Below are 20,273 nucleotides of genomic sequence, written 5' to 3'. Positions count from 1 at the left end.
AGCCTTTTTCTATTCTTTAAAATTTGAAATTAAATCGTGCAAAAACCTGTCTTCCTGCAAAACCCATCTGTACAGGATCAAAAATTCCTCCGGATTCTGTGTTACCAGCTGAAACAGCTGTTGTTTGTAGGGTTGGGTATCTGTTGAATAAATTTTTGCTTCCCAATGTCAATGTAATACTCTTCGAAAAATCATACCCAAATGACAAGTCAGTGGTTACTCTTGCATTATAAGTCTGATAGTCATCAGCCCCATTATAGCCGATTAATGTAAGCTTGTCAAATCTAACCAATTGTAAATTAGCATTGAACTTTGAAATTTTATAATTCAAGCTTAAGTTTATTTTTGTTTTAGGTGCTGAGGCTAAGATAAATGCCCGTTCTCTTGGGCTCAGATAAATGTCTTCTTTGCCTTTTAATCTGTCGGAAGCATTTACAGATGTGATTTGCATTTCATTATAGTTTCCGGCTAAACTTGTAGTTAATTTTCCATTTCCAATAATTTCATTGTAGCTTAAAATAACATCAACACCTCTTGTTTTGGTATCTATAGCATTAGAGAAAAACTGTGCCTGATCTATATATGGATAATCTATTTGAACCTGTTCCGGAAGATCTGTTCGCGCAAAATTACCAGTTAAAACAATTCTGTTTTTCACTTTAATATAATAACCATCAACAGTGGCTGTGAATTTTCCAGTGTTAAATGTAAATCCAACACTTCCGTTTAATGATGTTTCTTGTTTTAATTGCGGAATTCCAACATCTTTAGCAAGTTGACTGTCATTTGAGGCTAATTGAATAGTTACTAAATTACCTCCCTGAAAATTGGTGAATTGTAGAGCATAGTATTTTTGTGCTAAAGAAGGTGCTCTGAAACCAGTGGAAACAGAACCACGAAGGGCAAATTGAGAAGTTATGGCATATCTTGTTGCGAATTTTCCATTAATGGTGCTTCCAAAATCGTTGTAGTTTTCAAATCTTCCGGCAAGACTTACCATCCATTTTTTGGTAATATCCAGTTCAGTATCTACATAAGCAGCAAAATTGTTTCTACTTTTATTAACTTCCTGAGAGTATCCTGGAAAACCCTGTGAACCGCCGGGTCTTGTGTTGCCATTTAAAGGGTTTGTTACCAATAAATTTTGTGGTGTACTGGAGGTTACAATATTTCCATTAACGTCATACATAGCATACGAAGCTTCTTCACCTTTAATAACATTAAATTTTTCATATCTGAATTCAGATCCAAAAGCGATATTTAATCCCTCCAGTACATTGAATTGTTTTGTCGCATTAAAGCCTGTCGTATTTTGTAAGATAGAATGTCCCCCTGCATTAAAACTGGTAGGTGATTTTACACCCAGGGTTGCATTGATCGTATTATCAATCTGATAAGTAAATCGGTTACTTCCGAAAGCATTGTAAAAATCAACATCCCATCCGGCAACTTTGAACTTCAGGCCATTATCGAACGTGAAATCTGTTATACTTGTATCTTGGATTGGATTAAAACCATTTGGGTATACTTCTGGTACATTTCCGTCAGCATTTGCTTTTCTGGTCCACGCATTGGCATCTGTATTTCTTTGGGAGAAACCGGGATGGGAGTAAAATTTTAGATTGTCAGATAAAGGAACTTCGATATTTCCAAAGAAGTATACATTTTGAGATTTTGCGTCACCAAATCTTTGTCTTGGAGCATCATAGATTGCTGGATTTGCATTTCGAATAGAATATTCTTTATTGATGAACTCAGCTGTAAAATTGGCAAAACCACCTTGAGAGCCTATTTTCGTTCCATAATTCCCACTGAAATCAAAAGTATTTCCATCTATTTTGTGGTCGGATACAACATCATTGCTTCCTGGACTTTTAAAGAGATTCATTCCATAAAAAGCATTTCCTTCAAATCCTTTATTCCGATCATTCAGTACGATATTAATGACCCCGGCAATTGCATCGGAACCATATTGGGCAGCTGCTCCATCACGAAGTACTTCCACTCTTTTGATTGCTCCGATAGGGATGGTATTCATATCATAACCTGTATTTCCTCTTCCTTTGGTGCCAAAAAGATTAATAAGTGAAGATTGATGATATCTTTTGCCGTTCAATAAAAGTAGAGTTTGATCTGGTCCCAGTCCTCTTAAAGTCGCAGGGTCTACTGCGTCTGCACCATCTGATCCGGATTGCTTATTGGAATTGAATGAAGGGGCAGCAAATTGCAAAAGCTGATTGACCTCCACTTGCCCTGTTGATTGGCTTACTTGTTTAATATCAATGACATCAATGGGTACTGGAGTATCTACCACGGTTCTTTTTTTATTCCGGCTTCCGGTTATAGCAACTTCCTCAATTTTTGCTTCTTTAGAAATAGTATCGTTCACTTGTTGCGAATAAAGCACGGAAGTCGTGCCCAGAAATAAGGCACTTAAGTATTTAATTTTCATATATATCAAGTTTCTGTGATTGGTAATTCTATCAAAAGTATTGATTTTTGTTTTTAAATCATCAGAAAAAATCACTATTCTTTGAAAAGTATTATGAAAAATAAATGTATTGCATAATTAAATGAAAAATTTTAATTAAATAGCCAAAATCAGTTAAAATTATGAAATCTGAAAAGAATGTTTGTCCTAAATTGATTTGTAGTTGATATTTTTAACTACTTATAAATAAGCCAATGAGAAATAAAAAAACCGAGAATAAATCCCGGTTTTATTTTTATGCTTCTTCCAGTTGTACTGTAAAGTGTCTTAAAAGTTCAGGCTCCCAAGTGATCTTATATCCTTTTGCTATTTCATCGCGTCTTTCATAAACGTTTTTAATAGCTGCGGCAATATAATCCATGTGGTTATTGGTATATGTTCTTCTAGGTATGGCCAAACGAACCAATTCCAATTTTGGATAACGGTTTTGTCTCGTTTCCGGATCTCTGTCGGCAAGTAAAGTGCCGATTTCTACTGTTCTGATCCCAGCTTCTTTATAAATTTCAAGACCTAAAGTCTGTGCTGGGTATTCTTCACGGGCAACATTAGGAAGAAAATTTAATGAATCGATAAAAACAGCATGTCCTCCAATTGGCTTTTGAACTGGAACTCCATATTCGATCAATTTATTTCCGAGATATTCAACCTGTGAAATTCTACTTTCTAAATAGGCAAATTCTGTAGCTTCATCAAGTCCTACTGATAAAGCGGCCATATCTCTCCCGGCCATTCCTCCGTAAGTAATGAACCCCTCATAAATAATAGTAAAACTGGATGCTTTTCTAAAAATTTCCTCACTATTTAATGCAATGAAACCACCGATGTTTACCAGTCCATCTTTTTTAGAACTCATGGTCATTCCATCTCCGTAAGAGAATATTTCTTTACAGATTTCTTTGATACTTCTGTTTTCCTGACCTTTTTCTCTTTTCTTAATGAAGTAAGCGTTTTCAGCGAATCTTGCAGAGTCAAAGAAAACAGGAATTCCATATTTATTAGAAAGTTCTCTTACTGCTTTCATATTTTCCAAAGAAACAGGCTGGCCTCCTGAAGAATTACAAGTGATCGTAATCAGACAGAAAGGGATCTTTTCTTTTGGGTGGCTTTTATAAACTTCTTCCAGTTTTTCAAGATTGATATTCCCTTTGAATGGATGCAGATCGTTGATGTCAAAAGCTTCATCCACTGTACAATCAATGGCATGGGCTTTACGAAATTCAATATGTCCTTTTGTTGTGTCGAAATGAGAATTTCCAGGTACAACATCACCATCTTTTACAAGAACAGAAAAAAGAACGTTTTCTGCAGCTCTTCCTTGGTGTGTAGGTAAAAGATATTGGAAACCTGTTATGCTTTTTACAGTGTTGTGAAGTTGGTCAAATGAACGAGAACCAGCATAACTTTCGTCACCGGTCATCAATGCTCCCCACTGTCTGTCTGACATTGCTCCCGTTCCGGAATCAGTTAATAGATCGATAAAAACCTGTGAAGATTTTAGATTGAATAAATTGTAGTTGGCATCTTTAAGCCATTGTTCTCTTTCTTCTCTTGTTGACTGGCGAATTTCTTCAACCATTTTAATACGGAAAGGTTCCGCGTACGGTAAATTCATGAGTTAAGTATTTATTTGTTTTGTAAAGAAAATTTGTTTGAAAATAATTTCAATTCATCAAGTATATTTAAAAGAATAATGAATATTACTCTGGAGCTTTAAATATATTTTCATCAGAGTGGAAACCAGCTACGCCGCCACTAACAGCAAATTTCATAGCTGATGCGGCTGTCATGCCCACTACAGGTTTGATGTTTTTTTCTTCTGTAACAATTACCCATCCGGAAATAGCATATGAATGTGGAAGGTATACAGCAACATAATTGTGCTTATCCACATCAGACATTTCTTTCTGAGTTAAAAATCCAATCCTCCAGATTTCCGGGTTTTCATTGGTTTTTACCCAAACGGGATCATTAAATTTTTTCTTATCTCCCACAAATGAAGACATAACATCTTTTGTAGGAGTGTAAATATGTTTTACTCCAGGAGTCTTTTCCAACAAACTGTCCATCGTGTCAAAAAAGAATCTTCCCACAACGAATTTATTTCCCAGATATCCTAAAATTGCGGTAATTAAAATGGTTGATACAAAAACTAACCCCGGAATTTCTTTTGCAACAGATGGTATTATATTGTCAATAGAGGTTACAACATACCATATTACAAAAATAGTAAGTCCGATAGGTCCAATAATCACAAGTCCCTGAAAGAAATTTTTCAGGAAAAAGTTGGCAATATTTTCAAAAGTCAGTTTTTTCAACTTGTGTTTTTAATGTATTTTGGATTAACCGTGTATTGTTTCTTTGTTTCCGTATGATTTGATAATACTAGCTTCATAGTCTAGCCACTCTTCCCATCGCTTATTCACTTTTTCAGGATCACCTAATTGTCTTGCGAACCCTATGAATGTTGTGTAATGGTTTGCTTCAGAGATCATTAGCTCTCTATAGAACACTTTTAGCTCCTCATCTTTGATGTTTTCAGTAAGAACTTTAAATCTTTCACAACTTCTTGCTTCTATCATAGCCGCAAAAAGCATTTTGTCAACAATAAGATCTTCTCTTTTCCCCTGAACAATAAATTTGGCAAGCTCATTTACGTAATCATCCTTTCTGGCTCTTCCGAAAGAATATCCTTTTTTCTTAATAATCTCATGAACCTGATTGAAATGATCAAGCTCTTCCTGAGCAATAGCAAGAAGTCCGGTTACAATTTCAGTTTGTTCAGGCATCATCGTGATAAGAGAGATAGCGTTTGTTGCTGCTTTCTGCTCACACCATGCATGATCCGTTAAAATTTCTTCAATGTTTTCCTCTGCAATATTTGCCCACCTTGGATCAGTAGGAAGTTTCAACTTAAACATGTTTTAAATTTTTTGTAAATTTAAAATAAATTGACATAACAAATCTTCTTTTATTTCAGTTATTTAAGAAGCTGTGTTTCTTCGAAGGAATTCCAGAATATTCCATCCCAGGCTATCTATTTTCTTCAGGCCTTTTGCTATTATTGTTGCTAAAGCGATATTAATGATATAGATGATGATCATTAAACTCCACCACGGTATTTTTTCATTTAAAGAAACCACCAGAAAATACACCAGAGAAGAACTTATTCCTTGGGCAAAATAAAAGAAAATGGCATTCTTACCGATATAGGTGATGAAATTCTCCTTTGTGATTTTTAACCGGTTATAGAAGACAAATAATGTTACTAAAGAGAATAATGTCCATATAATATAAGGGACTTGAGGTGGAAATTTATTTTTATTGATCTTATAAAATATTTCGGATCCGTAATACCAGAACATCCATAATAGTAAGGCTGCAACTATTGCATAAAGAATGGGGATTATTTTAGTCGGAATTTTTTTTCCTCTCATTCTATTGGCAATTAAAAATACGGCAAAATAAAATGCCACATAACCGACCTGTCCCGTTGGATAAAGCCAGGGAAAGAGATTAAATATTAATGTTAAAGCAATACATAATCCGATAAACCAATTGATGTGTTTTGGAAAAAATCTTAAAGTTAAAACTCCAAAAACGGTTAATATAAAATACACTTTTAAGTACCAGAAGCTTCCCATAACTACAGGAAACGTATCAGCATTGGTATACTGATGAAGATACCAGTTACCTAGATTTTGCCATTGAGGTTCCATTGATATACTCGTTGTTGCGTATTTTGAACCAAATGTTGAATAAAATTTTTGTAACCATTCCATGGAGAAGAAGGTTAGCCCGAAAACCTTAAAGAAGTAGTCGAGAAAGAAAAGAAACGTTACAAAAATCATGTAGGTGATCTGTAATTTCAGTAACCGATACAACGTTTTTTCAATATTAGCTCCTGAAGTAATCCCACTTAATGCGTAGAATAAGGCAACATCAAATACCAATGAAAAGACTCTTACTTCGGCAGGAATATAAAATTGGCCTGACCAGAAAGCAGTGTGAATAAATATAATTGAAATGGTTGCTAATCCTTTTGCAAAATCAATATAGAGATCCCTATTCATTGTATTGTATGATAAAGTTCAAAAGTAAATAAAGTTTATTAATTATTCTGAGTAAATAAAAAAGAGGTAAAGAATAACTTTACCTCCTTTCTAAATATGCAAAAATGAGTGTTTATAGATTTTTAAATTCTTCAGCAGAGATTTCTCCGGTTTGAATTTTTCTTAATTCATCCATATATTGACTCATATAAGCGTCAATTTCAGGATTTCTTGAATTTTTCCCCATTTTGTAGGTTCCGTTTAAAACACCTTGATAATAATAGAAGAAGTTATAATCGAAATCAGCTGCAGAAAGACTGTATTGTCCTAAAAGGAAACCTAAACGTACAGCAGATCTTCTTTGTGGTGGAGTTCCGTGGTGATTAGGACTGTTCGTCTGATTGTCTCCAATACTTTGTGCAAACTCATAAGCAGAAGCGATTTCTGCGAAGGTGGTTTTGTTATACCCATTTGGTCTTCTTAAATAGTAACCTGCAAATCCATCTGCTTCTAATTCGTTAGGTCTCGCAGTAGATTCATTTACAGAAGGTAAATTAAAGATATACTGTAATTGATGACCATATTCATGAGCTAAAATCATCGCATTGACAATGTCTCCACCTTTATTTTTTGCATCAGCATAAATAGCATAGCCATAATAAATTTTTCCGCTTGAATATGAAATTGCATTGTAAGTGGAATTGAAATTCGAAGGATCATTTACAAATCGTAGGGTAGGATTACTTCTTCCCCACATGCTTGCGATTTTGGTCATTTGACTATTCATGAAATTCGTATCAGCAGTGGTTTGTAAGCCAGTCATTAAAACAGATGATGAACTCCAGTTTTGATCTACATAGTAACAAATTTTTTCTTTGTCCCCAGGTTGCTCAATTTTTGCGTTTTCCGATTGTGATTTTGGTAAGACATTGTCTTCCATTTTGTCATCATTACATGCAGTTAAAGAGAATACAGCAACTGCTCCTGCTAGAAAGCAGAATTTAAAGTTTTTCATATAAAATATTTTTTTGGTGAAAACGAAGATATAAATTATTTTTTATTTACTAATACATAAATAGTTAAAATTATTCCTTATATAGTGAAAAAGCTTTTAAGTAAAAAAGATTGTTTTGATTGTAAGGTAATTAGAAAATAATTCTTATATTTGCACCTCGAAATAACTAAAAATTTATAAACAATGTTTGCAATTGTAGAAATAGCAGGGCTTCAATATAAAGTTGAGCAAGACCAGAAGTTGTTTGTACACCGTTTAAAAGGAGATAAAGGAGGAAAAGTTTCTTTCGATAAAGTTCTTCTTACTGTAAACGGTACAATCACTGTAGGCGCCCCAGCTGTAAGCGGGATCACTGTAGATGCAGAGATCTTAGACCATTTTAAAGCTGATAAAGTAATCGTTTTCAAAAAGAAAAGAAGAAAAGGTTACGAAGTTAAAAACGGTCACAGACAATCTTTAACTCAGATTAAAATTACAGGAATCACTGGATTTGAAGCTGGAGCAAAAAAGACTGCTAAAAAAGAAACAGTAAAGGCTGAAGTTCTTTCAGACAACGCAACTGTTAACTTTGGTGAAGATCATGAACTGAACTATCACTTAAAGAAAAACAACTTGTCTCAGTCTAAAGAAAACAGAGAAACTTTAATTACTTTAGGAAAAGCTGTTAAAGTTGAATTAGAGAAGAAAGTTCTTACTCACGAAGAAGTTGATGCTGCTATCGTTAAGAACATTGATCAATTTAAAGCTCTTAATAAATAATAATAATCTACAAATAAAATGGCACACAAGAAAGGAGTCGGTAGTTCCAAAAACGGTAGAGAATCTCACTCTAAGAGATTAGGTGTAAAGATTTTCGGTGGACAAGAAGCTATTGCCGGTAATATTATTATCAGACAGAGAGGTACTCAACATCACCCAGGTGAAAACGTGGGAATGGGTAAAGACCATACTTTGTTTGCATTAGTAGACGGTAAAGTAGTTTTCAGAAAGAAAGCAAATAACAGATCTTTTGTATCTGTAGAACCAAACGCTTAATCTAAGCGTTCTATAAAAATTAAAAGCCTCAACAGTGTTGAGGCTTTTTTTTGGCAAAATATTTTATAATATTCCAATTTTTGTGAAATATTTTTATATTTGTTAGCGTTCATATACAAATGATTGCGAAAGCCGAAAAGCATAAAGAGTAGGCAACAAACTAAAACTATTTATTATGAAAAATTTAAAAAAAACTGACAAAAAGAGAGTTAAAAACGATTGATGGTGGCGCTGAAAGATGTCCGGTACCAGCTTCATGGTGTGCAGAATGGTGCTCATGGACAGCTTGGCAAAAAGCACATTGTATCAATGCTGTTATTGATACACCATGTGATTGTTAATTGAAAAGAATGAGTACAAATTTTTAAAACAAACTATTTTATGAAAAACCTAAAAAAACTTACGAAAAGAGAATTGAAATCAATTGATGGTGGTGCGGCAGCTTGTCCTCCTCCAGCAACTACCTGTTCAGCATGGTGCTCATGGACGCCACAACAAAGGCTTAGATGCCCAAATATGATTATAGATCCAGATCCATGTCCATGCTAGTCTGAATTTTATACTTACATATAGTGCCTCAACAATGTTGGGGCTTTTTTGGCAAATATTTTTTATAATATTCCAATTTTCGTGAAATATTTTATATTTATCATCGTTTATTTATTAAATAAAATGCGAATGCCGAAAAGCATAAAGAGTAGGCAACAAACTAAAACTATTTATTATGAAAAATTTGAAAAAATTGGGAAAGAAGGATTTGAAAAACATTAACGGAGGACTTGGTTCAGATTGTCCCGTACCGGCCACATGGTGTGCAGAGTGGTGCCAATGGACAGAACAGCAGAAGAGAAAATGTGTTAATATGGTTATCGATTTCTGTGAAACTTGCTAAATAATATAATAAAGAGGTCTCAATTATTTGAGACCTCTTTATGTTTATAATTAAAATGTATAAACAATTTTTTCGTTTTACTTAATCTAAATTAAAAACCAACCTGGAAACCAGCTTTTATTCCAAATGTAGAAATATCAGGTCTGTTTAGATAGTTGCCCCGCCAGTTAAAATCTACTCTGAAGATCCTTAAATTTCCAAATCCTATATTCTCAATCCCAAATCCATATTCATAGTAGATGTGATCACTTGGTGCGGAGTATTTGAATCCTTCTACATTAATGTTCTTGGAAGCATCGCTTAATGTTCCGTATGCACTTCTTATAAATGCAATCTCTCTTAATTTCAGCTTCTTGATCAACGGAATATAAGAAAGGATTTTACCGTTAAAATGGTGTTCCAAATGCAAGGTAGTGTAGGTATCTGCTACAAATTCATAGTAATTAAGTTGAGCAAATGTGTTCCCTACTAAACTGTAGGATTGGTTTCCTGGGATCACATTTTGTAAAGCCAATGGAACTGTGTTGAAATTTTTTCCAGCTTCAAAATTGATTAATGTTTTTCCCCAGCTTCCAATTAAAACAGGTTTATAAAATAAGAATTGCAATTTATTGTAATTGAAATCTGCATTAAATAAACCTTCAAGTCCTCGGGTATATTTTAAGACAATTGTGGGTGCCAATGTTCCATGTTCATGCCTGTCAACTCCGGTTTGTGAAAATTTAGCTCCTGGTCTCGCTATTAAGCTAATAGTAACATGTGAGTCGTTAAGCGTTTGTCTTAAGTTTCCATTTCTATAGTACATAAGACTGAATCCATCAGGATTGGCAGATTTAATGCTTTGCATGGTTCCGTCAATTCTAACCTGAAAATTTTTCCAAGGCTCAATAGCCGCAAAAACATTGGTTTGATTTAAAGAACTTAAAGAGGCATTATCTCCCCTTGCGAAAACGGTTGAAGACGCAAATGATCTGGACATGATTCCATCGTCAGTTGTTAGCTGAACTCCCAGCTGCATAATGTCTCTTCTCGTTCCAGCTCCGATCATAAATCGGTTAACTCTATTGAACATGTATTTTGCTTCGACACCATATTTAAATTGTTGATCTTTAAAACCATAAGCAGTGTAGAATTGTATTCTCCAAGGGTCGTTCATGGTAAAATAGCTTCTGGCTCCCAATCTTATTCTATCCCCTTCTACTTCGTTTACTCCATATACTGAGAATATGGGACCTAGATCTATCCCTTTTGTGACGTTGTAATATCCTGAACCAAGGGTTTCATACAATTTTACAATTCGATTGAATTTTGGGACCTGTTGAAGCTTGTCAAGCATATCATACACACCTTGTTCAGATTTAGACAACGAGTCGGGTCTTGCTTTGGTCCAATAAGCTTCGTCTTTATCTACGAACTTATTATCATATTCTTCCTCTCTACGGGTGAAAACTGATGCAGCAAGAGGTTTGTTAAATACATAGTCTGAATAATCAACAGATCTTTTGGCAATTATGCTTTTAGAGGTTTTCTTTTTTGAAAATGGTGTTATTTCTACTTCTGTTACAAACTTTTTAGGCAAAAAAGTATTTTCGTCAGGATTATCATATTCTAATTCAGTAGAAATTCCATTCACGAAATTAACGTTCATTTTCTGTGTTGATTTCAATGTAGCTCCTATTACGGCATAGGTATCGGTATCAATATAGAGGTAGCCCTGGAAAGCTAAAATATCTGTTCTTTTGGGTTGATATCTGATCTTATAAGCGTTCTCCCCACGTACACTAAGGGTGTCAACTAAATTGTAATCATATGTACTAAATCCGTCAGTTCCTACCGGGCTTGGAAAACCAATATCAAAATAATTCAATGTATTATCATAAATATTAATATCCCGATAAAGGTTTTTTGCTGTTAAAGTAACGATTTGATTATCTTGAAATCCAGAAGTTTTTTGAGCAATTAATAGTCTTTTTGTTTTCTTTCCGGGTTTATTTTCTCCATAATTTTCATAAACTGCTTCATTTAAAAAAACGGGAAGTGCCATTTTACCACTCGCTGTTGAATCTGCATAATCAAAAATGAAATCCAGCTTGTTAAAGATCTTCCTCTTCATAAAGGCACTATCAAGATTGTTGGCGTCAAACTGGATCTTTTCGTATTCTTTGTAGGTATACGTGTCAAACTTATTCAGTCCGTTGTTTCTTTTTCTTTTCCAGACTTCCTGCATAATAGCATAAGCAGGGTTTTCTTTTTTGTTTTTGTATTTTGTTTTTTCGTTGTGAATGACAACTTCCTGAATACTTTCTACTTTTTCTTTAGAAAGTTTTACAAAAATATTGTTGGCATTTTCAGGTGTTATATCAACGCTCTCTAATGCATAGCTTTTTCTTAGAAACTTTAGTTTATAAATAATGCTGTCCGACTGAACACTGAAATCCCCATTAGTTGTTGTTAAAAGGGGCTGGTTACTGTCATTGATAAAGATATCCACTCCGGTAACTTCTTTGTTGGTCTTAGCATCAACGATTTTGCCACTTGCTGTATTTTGTGCGCAGACAATGCCGGAAAATAAGAGGAAAAGGTAGAGGTAGTGGTATTTGGGGTTATTAATTAACATTCGTAGTTTCTTCAAGCATTTAGCATAAACAAAAAGTATGCTGTTTATTTTTAAAACGGATAAGATTATAAAAAATTTCGTGTTTATTTACAAAAGATGCAAATGTACCAAAAAATAATACCATCTCAATATGATATTTGGGGAGTTTCAATTTACTAACGAAGCAGTAATAGCTTGTTTAAGTATCATATAGGAGTAGTTTTATGCAAAAAACAGCTGTATTGTTCTTCATTAAAATAAATAACTTATTTATGTATGAATACAAATTATAAAATTTTGCAAAATGAACTTATTGAGAAAAGGGTTTAAAGTTGAATAATACGGAATGTTAAGTTAAGGCAGATATTTATTTAATAAATGATGAAAATACAAATAGAAAGTAGAGTTTGGATTTAGTCAAATAAAAAAGAGTTACAAAATTGTAACTCTTTTTAAGCTCCTCCTGCTGGGCTCGAACCAGCGACCCTCTGATTAACAGATGAAAACCCTAGGGTTTCATTTATTTGTATTTAGCTTCAAATATGTTGATTCTCTTTTGGTTACGGATTAGCTGCTTTACTTTTGGTTTCATATAATTTTGGTTGGAAGTACAACTTGTTATACTAATGTTATACTTAAAAATTAAACATATGAAACCGAGTATTAAGACTGTATGTAAGAAGAATCCGTTACAAGATGGACTGTATCCTATTTATTTAAGGATAACGATAAACAGGAAAAATAAATTTTACTCAACTCCTTACAAATGTACACTAAAAGAATGGAATTCTAAAACAGGTGAATTCAATTCTAAATTTAGAAATCATCTTGCTTTTAATTCATCTTTGAGAACCCTAAAAGAAGAAGCAACCGATATTATCGAAAAAATCCAAAAAGAGCAGGGAATTGTCACCTTAATACAATTTGACAACCATTATCGTCTTCGTGGAAACTCCGGAATCCTACTCAAAGAGTTTTTTGAAAAAGAGATTAAATTGATGGAGGAAAACGGACAAATCAGCTATAAAATTTCCTTGGAAACAACAATAAGAGCCCTCGGAAAATTTAAAAGGAATATTGACAGGTACAGGTTTGAAGATATTGACGAATCTTTTTTAAACGGCTTCGAGAGACATCTCCGTAAAAATGCAGATGATGGTGGGATTGCCGTCTATATGAGGAATGTCAGAATGGTTTATAACAAAGCAATTAAAGCAAAAGTTGTCTCCAAAATTCATTATCCTTTTTCAAAAGAAGGATACAAAATATCGAAATTAAAAAGTCAAAAGAAGAAAAAGGCTTTGTCTGAACAAGAATTCGAAAAGATTATTGATTTTGATGTGGAGAAAGCTCCATCTGTCAGACATGCAAGGTATCTGTATATCTTCAGTTATTACGCAAGAGGGATGAACTTTACAGATCTGGCAGAATTAGAATGGTCGCATTTGGAAGATTTAAAATTTAGTTATAGCAGGATAAAAACGAAAGCTCATATCAACGTGAAATTACCAAAAAATGAAATCATTGGGGAGGTGCTAAATTTCTACAGGAAATACAGGATTTACGATACCCCTTATATATTTCCTATTTTGAAAATGAATAAGGAAGAATATTCTGCGGAAGAATTATATAATAGAAAATATTCAGTAAGAAAATACTACAATAAGCAATTGAAATATCTTCTTAAATTATGTGAAATAGATAAGCACATTACATTCTACACAGCCCGGCATACTTTTGCGACAACAGCTTTAAGAAAAGATGTAAACATCAATATTATCAAACCGTCTTTGGGACATAAGAAACTTAGCACAACAGAAAGTTATCTCGAAGATTTTTCAACTAATGAAGTGGATATGGTAATTGACAGTATTTTTTGAGGAATCAAAAAAACAAATTGTAGGAAATTATAGTAATTTTTACTATTTATATTTGTGTATTATTTTAGTCATATACTTTGAATTTGTATAAAATAATAGACATATGAAATATATTTAACTTGAAATTAAGTATAAGATTAATTAATTTAGATGATTTTGGGGCTTGGATATTTGCCTTATCATCATATTCACAAAAAATTATGAGTAATAAATTAGAAGAAATCAAGCTATATAATGATATTAGTTCGATCATTGATGAAACTAGGGTTCGGTTAGCAGTTAATATAAATTCAGAAATAATTATGCTGAATTGGCAAGTTGGTAAGCGGATAAAAGAAGATGTGCTTTATAACCAGCGAGCTCAATATGGTAAGGAAATCTTAAAAAATCTTTCTATAAAGCTTGTTTCTCAATTTGGCAAAGGCTGGGGATTGCAAAAACTACAACATTGTGTACGCAGCGCGTACACTTTTTCGGAAGAAGAAATTAAATATGCAGTGCGTACACAATTGACATGGACACATTTGCGTTCACTTATGAGCATTGATGACCATCTAAAGCGAGCTTTTTATATTGAAATGACGCGTCTGGAGCGTTGGGATACCCGTACCCTAGACGAAAAAATTGATGCAATGCTATACGAGCGTACAGCACTAAGTAGAAAACCGGAAGAACTTATTAAACAGAACCTTCAACAAGTAAAAACAAATAATATTTTAACACCGGATTTTGTTTTTCGTAGTAGTTATTTTCTGGATACCTTGGGATTGTCAGATTCTTTTTCTGAAAAGACGCTAGAGAATGCTATTTTACAAAACTTACAAACATTCATAAGTGAGCTGGGAACTGATTTTGCTTTTCTTGATCGTCAAAAGCGCATAACAGTTGATTTTACGGACTATTATATAGATCTTCTTTTCTATCATCGTGGATTACGAAGACTTGTCGTTATTGAATTAAAGCTTGGCAAATTCAAACCCGAACACGAAGGTCAAATGCTCTTATACTTACGTTATCTGGATAAAAATGACAGGAGAGAAAATGAAGAATCTCCAATTGGCTTAATTTTATGTAGTGAAGGTAACACAGAACATATTGAATATCTAATGTTAGAAGATAGTCCTATCAAAGTGGCACAATACTATACCCAATTACCAGACAAACAGGTATTACATGAAAAACTCCAAAAAGCGATAGCTATTGCCCGGGAACAAATTGATAGAAAGGAAGACTCTGAATAGTTTAAGAGTTTATTTCTATTAAAAAAAGATATTGAACCTTTTTAAAAATAGCTTTTTAACTACTTTTGCAATCAATGTTATAATCAGAGCAGGAATTGATGGAAGGGGCGTCTAAGGTGTAATTTTAGGCACTAAACTATGTAAGATAAATAGAATTTTTCAAATTTCGATAAGTCAAGATAAATTTTGGCTCATCTAGTTTGCTTTGTGGTGAATTAGTTGATTGTTATTAATCAATCTTTTTCGGTAGCAAAGAATTCAGAGAACGCAATGAAAGTTTTGAGAGATCTATTTCCCATAGTGTCTCATTTTCATTAATTACTCTTAGCGTTCTGTTATTCAAGTCAAATTCTTCGACAAAACAATAGTAAAGCAGCCGTAAAAGCATTTTGGGGTTTCTATCTTCCTTCGGGTGTAGCTTAAAATAAAGGTAACCGGATTTATCTTTCTTTATTACATTGAGAGAGATAATTTGCTCTTCTCCGAAAAATTGATACCCAGCCCTCCAGCCACTTAATCGTTTTATCCTTCCTTTATTAGAAATTACATATTTCCCCTCAAAGCCGGGTACCGATTTCCAATGTTCATCTGGTAAGTCTTTTATCGATAAATCAAAAACAGCAGGTGGGTTCTTCTTATTAATTTGTGGCTTACCGAGCTTTTTCCAAAGCAAATCGTTAAATATTTTTTTTGAATTAAATATTGTTCTCACCTTAACAACACCAAAATCTTTATTTCTTTCTCGAAGAACATAAGAAACGGGACGTAATGAAAGTTTTGACAGGTCTATATCCCATTGCGGATTATTTTCATTCACCACAGCAAGGCTTCTGTCTTTAAGATCAAATCTTTCTACAAAACAATAATAAAGTAATTTGCTCATTACAGGCTGGACTTCTTTATCTTCATTATTTAATCTGCAATATAAAGAATACGTTGTATCGCTATTGTGTACCATGAACTGAGATAATATCTGTTCTCTCAAAAATATTTTTCTTCCTTTTGAAGTCCAGCCATTTAATCGTTTTACTCTCCCTTTGTTAGAAATCATAAAACGATTTTCAAAATTTTGGATTGGTATTGGAATCCAGGATTCTCCGGGAAGATCTTCAAGTGAGAGATTCATACATGGAGGAGGATTATCTTTATCAATTAAAGGTTTACCCAGCTTCTCCCAAAGAAACTGGTTAAATGAATCATCTAAAATATATGACGGTGTAGTGATGATAAAGTCTTCCTTTTTCGGAGGATTACTTTGCAAAAACCATCGAAATGTTCCTGCTGTTAAAAATCTTTTATTAACTACATCCATAATGCTTTCCGGGGCAATACCTATTTTTTTTTCTACAGCATAAATACTTTTAAAATCAGCGATGAAATCTCCTTCAGCAGTGTATTGGCTGACGGGTTGCAGATAGTCAACATGTACATTCCTTGCTCTATTTTGCCGAAAGGTTTTTAATCTTTTTTCACTGGCTGAAATCTTCTCTAAATTATTGCAATGTATATGAAGGCTATTCCCATCTTTATATGAAATAACAATAAAACGGTCATTCATATCAAATTCTTCAACAAAATGATAATAGACCAAACGTGCTACCGATCTTGTATATTTACGGCCATTCCATATAAATCCACAATGAACATAAAAACATCAGCTTGAAGATAGTTATTAAACTGTTTTACAGAAGTCAGCTTCCTAATGAGTTCTGGAAGCCAGCGTTCTTTACCAAATAATGACAAAGACATACGTTCCAAACTCTTCACCCGTCCATAGTTAGAGATCACATAATTCTCAAAACCTTCAATCAGCCTCCATTTTTCATCCGGAAGGTTTTCTAAGGATCTATTGTAAAGAACATCTTTTACATATTGGTCTTCTAATTCAGGAGGCAGCTTCATGGGTCGAAATATTTTTTTATCAAATTATAGTTTATTGCATTTGTTTAGTTCGAAGTTAAAGCGAAATTTCAAAATATCAAAATGAGCCCTCACTAAAGTAAATCCTATCAAGCCTTTCTCAAAAAAATTGATCCTCTTTAATGTATTAAAATACCTTTATGCAATTGATTAACACGATATAAAATAAGGCAACAAAATAATTCTATCAAAAATTTACTATTTTAGCTATACAATTATACACTCTGGGGGAATTCTTTTCTCGTTTGCTAATCTGCTTTAAACTTACTAAACAATTTATCAAACCTTTATTATAGGTATGAGAACTATACCTATAAAATGCATTAACAAATGAAAAAAGACCAACTTCCTACCCGCACTAAAAGTGCCAGAATCACCCTGCGCTTAGAACAGCAAATCAAAGATAACTGGCTGTCACACTGCCAGAAGTCCAATATTTACCTTTCAGATTTTATTGTGAATACTGTTGAAGGCAAAATGCTTGAAAACGACCGTAAGGAAATTATGACTTTTATAGAAAAACAGGGAAATATTTTTGCAAAAATTGAAAACAATATCAATCAGATCGCCAAGTACGTCAATACAGAAAAATCAATCCCGACAGAACTGTTGAAAGAGTACAGCTCCAAACTTCAGCAGCTTAATAGCCTTAAAACAGAACAAAACAGAATTATTAAAAAAATCTACATAGAACTTGCCAGATGATTATCAAAATTTTAAATAAAACCTCAAAGGAATTTAACGGGGTTACGTACAATGATAAGAAGATCGACAAAGGGAAAGGGGAGCTTCTGGTCATGAAAAACTTTCCTGCCTATATCAATTCATCTTCCGGGACACAAGATGTTAAGAATTATTTCAAAGCCTTATCCAATAATAACAAACGTATTCAAAATCCTCAATTTCACTGTACTATTTCTTGTAAAGGAAGAGCACACTCAAAGGAACAATTGGCACTTACTGCTGAAAAGTTTATGGAGAAAATGGGATATGGAGAGCAGCCCTACATTATTGTTTTTCATAACGACACATCCAATAATCATGTCCACATCGTCAGTTCCAGGGTTAATAAACATTCCGGAAAACGGATAGAACGCGATTTTGAAAAATATAAAAGCCAGACCGCGCTTCAGGAAGTTTTAAAGGAATTATACGGCACGGATGTCCACAAAAAGCTTGATACTCTTTTAGGGTATTCTTACAGTAATACAAGCCAATTACAAAAACTGCTGGAAAATTCCGGTTTCGGAATATATGAAAAAGAAAATACTATTCATTTCATTTGCAACGGTTTGCATTTAAAGTCAATTAATGTAGAAGATGTAAAATTTTCAGAAAAAAATGGGACAGATATCAGAAAAAAACAGATATTTGCGATATTCAAAAAATACAAAGAGGTATTTTCAAACTCTGTTTTTAAAGTTACAGACGAAAAAGGAAAATACATCTACTACCAATCAGAACTTCAATACCAACTAAAGAAGAAATTCGGGATTGACGTTGTTCTTTCATTCAAAGATGATAAACAGCCTTTCGGCTACACCATCATCGACCACAAAACAAAAACAATATATAAAGGAAGTGAAATCATGAAAATGGGCGACCTCTTCAAGATGACCTCCGAAGTATTAGATAAAAAGCTCTTTGAAATTCTGGCCAATTCAAATTTAACAATCGAAACGAAGGAAGCTTATAAAAAGCATTTGGAAGACGAGTACAAATGCGAGATCCGGGATTATATGATATTTTTGAAAAACTCAAAAAAGACATCATATAATATCTGGAAAGAAACACGAAATTTAACAATGGATCATATCCGGAATTTTGGAAAAGCAAGCAGCCTTGAAGATAAGATTAAGATACTCAGTTTCTCAAATGAATTGTACGTTATAAACCATAACGACAATGCGATATTTACGTTAAAAGAATTGGTTGGAGAGCATGAGCAAAATCTTTATTTATCCCGGCTGCTTACCTCACAAAATTTCGAATCGCATCCTATTGTAAGCGGCAGGCAGGTTCCGGGCTCATCAGATTTCGAAGCAATGCTCCGGCGTTCTTCCCTATTTGATCTTCCGGGGCCTTCACAGCCGACAGGCGAAGAACATGAAAACAATCACAGAAAAAAGAAGAAAAAGAGATGATTATCACTTTTGCCAATCAAAAAGGCGGCGTGGGCAAAACCACTCTTGCCATTGCATTTGCCAATTATCTTTCCCTGTTTACCGATAAAAAGGTTAATGTGATTGATTTTGATTTTCAGCGTTCATTTTACAGGAGATGGTCAGAAGACAAAGATGTAAAGGGAGAATATTTGTACGAAGTGGAAAAAATTTCGGAAGAAAATATTCACCTTACCCAAAACGAAAAAATTCTGCAACAGCTCAAAGCGAGCGAAGAAATTTTTCTTTTTGATACAGCAGGTAATATCCAAAATAATTATACACAAGTATTACAATATAGTGATGCCATCATTATACCTTTTGAATATTCTAATGTAACAATGATGTCTACCGTTCTCTTTCTCAACTTACTGAAACTGATCAAGGTCAATGCAACATTGTATTTTATCAGAAGTAATATGCGGAAAGATGACAGCTATGAGCTGAAACCTGTAATGGATGCTGAGTTTGATGCAATCGGGAAAGTAATAGGCAGTCCGGTATTTACGCGAAAAAGCCTGCTTAATATAGGTACTAAAGGATTAACCTATGAGCAAAGGCTGGCCGTAAAAGAAACATTCGACGAATTAATCTATCATGTATGGGAATTTTAGACCGCTATGCTACAGACGACGATAAAGAAGAGCTGGCAAGGAACCTAAAACTGCCTGTAGATGAGAGAACCGGAAAAATAAATACCGCCAGGAAAAAATCCGGGGCTTCAGGAAAAAAAACAGCAGAAAAAATAACGGAGAAAATATCTCCCATTCTTGATGATGAATTATTATCAATTATCAGCGAATTTGTCCAAACCTATAAGGATAGTGACAAAACAAGCAGAATGATCAGGATACAGGATGTTCAATACCGGAAACTCGTCAGCTTACGTGCCGATGGGATTTCGGTGAGCAGATTCATTAGCTTTGCCGTGCATTTCACCCTGAAGTCGAAGGATTATGATACCATCATAAACATTCTAAAACAATAACAAT

At 33.8% G+C, this 20,273-nt stretch carries 19 protein-coding genes; 10 read left to right on the top strand and 9 right to left on the bottom strand.

Annotated elements, in window-relative coordinates:
• Positions 1 to 16 precede the first annotated feature (16 nt).
• From J7E44_RS11275 to J7E44_RS11250, 6 genes are all read right to left on the bottom strand, one after another.
• Positions 17 to 2,452: a TonB-dependent receptor plug domain-containing protein gene (locus J7E44_RS11275; protein ID WP_214829486.1), complete on the bottom strand. Its 2,436-nt coding sequence runs from the start codon at positions 2,450 to 2,452 to the stop codon at positions 17 to 19.
• 274 nt (positions 2,453 to 2,726) lie between these two features.
• Entirely contained in the window at positions 2,727 to 4,103 is a 1,377-nt protein-coding gene (tnaA, locus tag J7E44_RS11270) for a tryptophanase TnaA (protein WP_214829484.1), read from the bottom strand.
• Positions 4,104 to 4,188: 85 nt separating this feature from the next.
• Positions 4,189 to 4,806 (bottom strand): DUF502 domain-containing protein, encoded by a 618-nt coding sequence (locus J7E44_RS11265; RefSeq protein ID WP_214829482.1) that lies wholly within the window; start codon positions 4,804 to 4,806, stop codon positions 4,189 to 4,191.
• Between the two features lie 24 nt (positions 4,807 to 4,830).
• The gene (locus J7E44_RS11260) at positions 4,831 to 5,409 is read right to left on the bottom strand and encodes a MiaE family protein (protein WP_214829480.1); all 579 of its coding nucleotides are present in this window, start codon (positions 5,407 to 5,409) and stop codon (positions 4,831 to 4,833) included.
• Between the two features lie 63 nt (positions 5,410 to 5,472).
• Positions 5,473 to 6,561, bottom strand: a complete 1,089-nt coding sequence (locus J7E44_RS11255; RefSeq protein WP_214829478.1) for an acyltransferase family protein — start codon at positions 6,559 to 6,561, stop codon at positions 5,473 to 5,475.
• 112 nt (positions 6,562 to 6,673) lie between these two features.
• Positions 6,674 to 7,555 (bottom strand): neutral zinc metallopeptidase, encoded by an 882-nt coding sequence (locus J7E44_RS11250; protein WP_214829476.1) that lies wholly within the window; start codon positions 7,553 to 7,555, stop codon positions 6,674 to 6,676.
• Positions 7,556 to 7,738: 183 nt separating this feature from the next.
• On the opposite strand from J7E44_RS11250, the gene rplU reads away from it, so the two are divergent.
• The 4 genes from rplU to J7E44_RS24405 all read left to right on the top strand — a co-directional run bounded on the left by rplU (position 7,739) and on the right by J7E44_RS24405 (position 9,482).
• Positions 7,739 to 8,314 carry a 50S ribosomal protein L21 gene (rplU, locus tag J7E44_RS11245; RefSeq protein ID WP_214829463.1) on the top strand — a complete coding sequence of 192 codons (576 nt, stop codon included), beginning with the start codon at positions 7,739 to 7,741 and terminating at the stop codon, positions 8,312 to 8,314.
• A gap of 18 nt (positions 8,315 to 8,332) precedes the next feature.
• Positions 8,333 to 8,590, top strand: coding sequence for a 50S ribosomal protein L27 (gene rpmA / locus J7E44_RS11240; RefSeq protein WP_007842221.1), 258 nt, complete (start codon positions 8,333 to 8,335; stop codon positions 8,588 to 8,590).
• A 381-nt stretch (positions 8,591 to 8,971) separates the two neighbouring features.
• Positions 8,972 to 9,139, top strand: a complete 168-nt coding sequence (locus J7E44_RS11235) for a bacteriocin-like protein (RefSeq protein ID WP_214829461.1) — start codon at positions 8,972 to 8,974, stop codon at positions 9,137 to 9,139.
• A gap of 175 nt (positions 9,140 to 9,314) precedes the next feature.
• Complete coding sequence (locus J7E44_RS24405) at positions 9,315 to 9,482, top strand: bacteriocin-like protein (protein ID WP_261510377.1); 168 nt, start codon at positions 9,315 to 9,317, stop codon at positions 9,480 to 9,482.
• A gap of 91 nt (positions 9,483 to 9,573) precedes the next feature.
• Here J7E44_RS24405 and J7E44_RS11230 read toward each other — a convergent pair whose 3' ends face one another.
• Positions 9,574 to 12,099 (bottom strand): DUF5686 family protein, encoded by a 2,526-nt coding sequence (locus J7E44_RS11230; protein ID WP_214829459.1) that lies wholly within the window; start codon positions 12,097 to 12,099, stop codon positions 9,574 to 9,576.
• 629 nt (positions 12,100 to 12,728) lie between these two features.
• Here J7E44_RS11230 and J7E44_RS11225 point away from each other — a divergent pair.
• Entirely contained in the window at positions 12,729 to 13,958 is a 1,230-nt protein-coding gene (locus tag J7E44_RS11225; protein WP_214829457.1) for a site-specific integrase, read from the top strand.
• A 119-nt stretch (positions 13,959 to 14,077) separates the two neighbouring features.
• Entirely contained in the window at positions 14,078 to 15,199 is a 1,122-nt protein-coding gene (locus J7E44_RS11220) for a PDDEXK nuclease domain-containing protein (protein ID WP_251040562.1), read from the top strand.
• Between the two features lie 229 nt (positions 15,200 to 15,428).
• Here J7E44_RS11220 and J7E44_RS11215 read toward each other — a convergent pair whose 3' ends face one another.
• Positions 15,429 to 16,757, bottom strand: coding sequence for an NUMOD4 domain-containing protein (locus J7E44_RS11215; protein ID WP_214829455.1), 1,329 nt, complete (start codon positions 16,755 to 16,757; stop codon positions 15,429 to 15,431).
• A 38-nt stretch (positions 16,758 to 16,795) separates the two neighbouring features.
• Positions 16,796 to 17,101: an NUMOD4 domain-containing protein gene (locus tag J7E44_RS11210; RefSeq protein WP_214829453.1), complete on the bottom strand. Its 306-nt coding sequence runs from the start codon at positions 17,099 to 17,101 to the stop codon at positions 16,796 to 16,798.
• Positions 17,102 to 17,449: 348 nt separating this feature from the next.
• Between J7E44_RS11210 and mobC the strand changes: the two genes are divergently transcribed.
• Genes mobC through J7E44_RS11190 form a run of 4 tightly spaced genes read left to right on the top strand, consistent with a single transcriptional unit; the run spans position 17,450 to position 20,269 of the window.
• Entirely contained in the window at positions 17,450 to 17,824 is a 375-nt protein-coding gene (gene mobC, locus J7E44_RS11205; protein ID WP_214829451.1) for a plasmid mobilization relaxosome protein MobC, read from the top strand.
• Entirely contained in the window at positions 17,821 to 19,263 is a 1,443-nt protein-coding gene (locus J7E44_RS11200) for a relaxase/mobilization nuclease domain-containing protein (RefSeq protein WP_214829449.1), read from the top strand. The genes mobC and J7E44_RS11200 overlap by 4 nt, the downstream gene beginning before the upstream one ends.
• The gene (locus tag J7E44_RS11195) at positions 19,260 to 19,895 is read left to right on the top strand and encodes a ParA family protein (protein ID WP_214829447.1); all 636 of its coding nucleotides are present in this window, start codon (positions 19,260 to 19,262) and stop codon (positions 19,893 to 19,895) included. Before J7E44_RS11200 ends, J7E44_RS11195 begins: the two co-directional genes overlap by 4 nt.
• Positions 19,883 to 20,269 (top strand): hypothetical protein, encoded by a 387-nt coding sequence (locus tag J7E44_RS11190; RefSeq protein ID WP_214829445.1) that lies wholly within the window; start codon positions 19,883 to 19,885, stop codon positions 20,267 to 20,269. The genes J7E44_RS11195 and J7E44_RS11190 overlap by 13 nt, the downstream gene beginning before the upstream one ends.
• The last annotated feature ends 4 nt before the right edge of the window (positions 20,270 to 20,273 follow it).

Source organism: Chryseobacterium sp. ISL-6 (assembly GCF_018613715.1).
GTDB lineage: Bacteria > Bacteroidota > Bacteroidia > Flavobacteriales > Weeksellaceae > Chryseobacterium > Chryseobacterium paludis.
The sequence above is the reverse complement of the archived record's forward strand: the minus strand, read 5'-3'. Positions and strand labels throughout refer to the sequence as shown.

Bases quoted from the DNA above. Each gene is read 5' to 3' on its own strand.
- J7E44_RS11275 (WP_214829486.1), bottom strand. From the start codon at position 2,452: ATGAAAATTAAATACTTAAGTGCCTTATTTCTGGGCACGACTTCCGTG.
- tnaA (WP_214829484.1), bottom strand. From the start codon at position 4,103: ATGAATTTACCGTACGCGGAACCTTTCCGTATTAAAATGGTTGAAGAA.
- J7E44_RS11260 (WP_214829480.1), bottom strand. From the start codon at position 5,409: ATGTTTAAGTTGAAACTTCCTACTGATCCAAGGTGGGCAAATATTGCA.
- J7E44_RS11255 (WP_214829478.1), bottom strand. From the start codon at position 6,561: ATGAATAGGGATCTCTATATTGATTTTGCAAAAGGATTAGCAACCATT.
- J7E44_RS11250 (WP_214829476.1), bottom strand. From the start codon at position 7,555: ATGAAAAACTTTAAATTCTGCTTTCTAGCAGGAGCAGTTGCTGTATTC.
- rplU (WP_214829463.1), top strand. From the start codon at position 7,739: ATGTTTGCAATTGTAGAAATAGCAGGGCTTCAATATAAAGTTGAGCAA.
- rpmA (WP_007842221.1), top strand. From the start codon at position 8,333: ATGGCACACAAGAAAGGAGTCGGTAGTTCCAAAAACGGTAGAGAATCT.
- J7E44_RS11235 (WP_214829461.1), top strand. From the start codon at position 8,972: ATGAAAAACCTAAAAAAACTTACGAAAAGAGAATTGAAATCAATTGAT.
- J7E44_RS24405 (WP_261510377.1), top strand. From the start codon at position 9,315: ATGAAAAATTTGAAAAAATTGGGAAAGAAGGATTTGAAAAACATTAAC.
- J7E44_RS11230 (WP_214829459.1), bottom strand. From the start codon at position 12,099: ATGTTAATTAATAACCCCAAATACCACTACCTCTACCTTTTCCTCTTA.
- J7E44_RS11225 (WP_214829457.1), top strand. From the start codon at position 12,729: ATGAAACCGAGTATTAAGACTGTATGTAAGAAGAATCCGTTACAAGAT.
- J7E44_RS11215 (WP_214829455.1), bottom strand. From the start codon at position 16,757: ATGAATGACCGTTTTATTGTTATTTCATATAAAGATGGGAATAGCCTT.
- J7E44_RS11210 (WP_214829453.1), bottom strand. From the start codon at position 17,101: ATGAAGCTGCCTCCTGAATTAGAAGACCAATATGTAAAAGATGTTCTT.
- mobC (WP_214829451.1), top strand. From the start codon at position 17,450: ATGAAAAAAGACCAACTTCCTACCCGCACTAAAAGTGCCAGAATCACC.
- J7E44_RS11200 (WP_214829449.1), top strand. From the start codon at position 17,821: ATGATTATCAAAATTTTAAATAAAACCTCAAAGGAATTTAACGGGGTT.
- J7E44_RS11195 (WP_214829447.1), top strand. From the start codon at position 19,260: ATGATTATCACTTTTGCCAATCAAAAAGGCGGCGTGGGCAAAACCACT.
- J7E44_RS11190 (WP_214829445.1), top strand. From the start codon at position 19,883: ATGGGAATTTTAGACCGCTATGCTACAGACGACGATAAAGAAGAGCTG.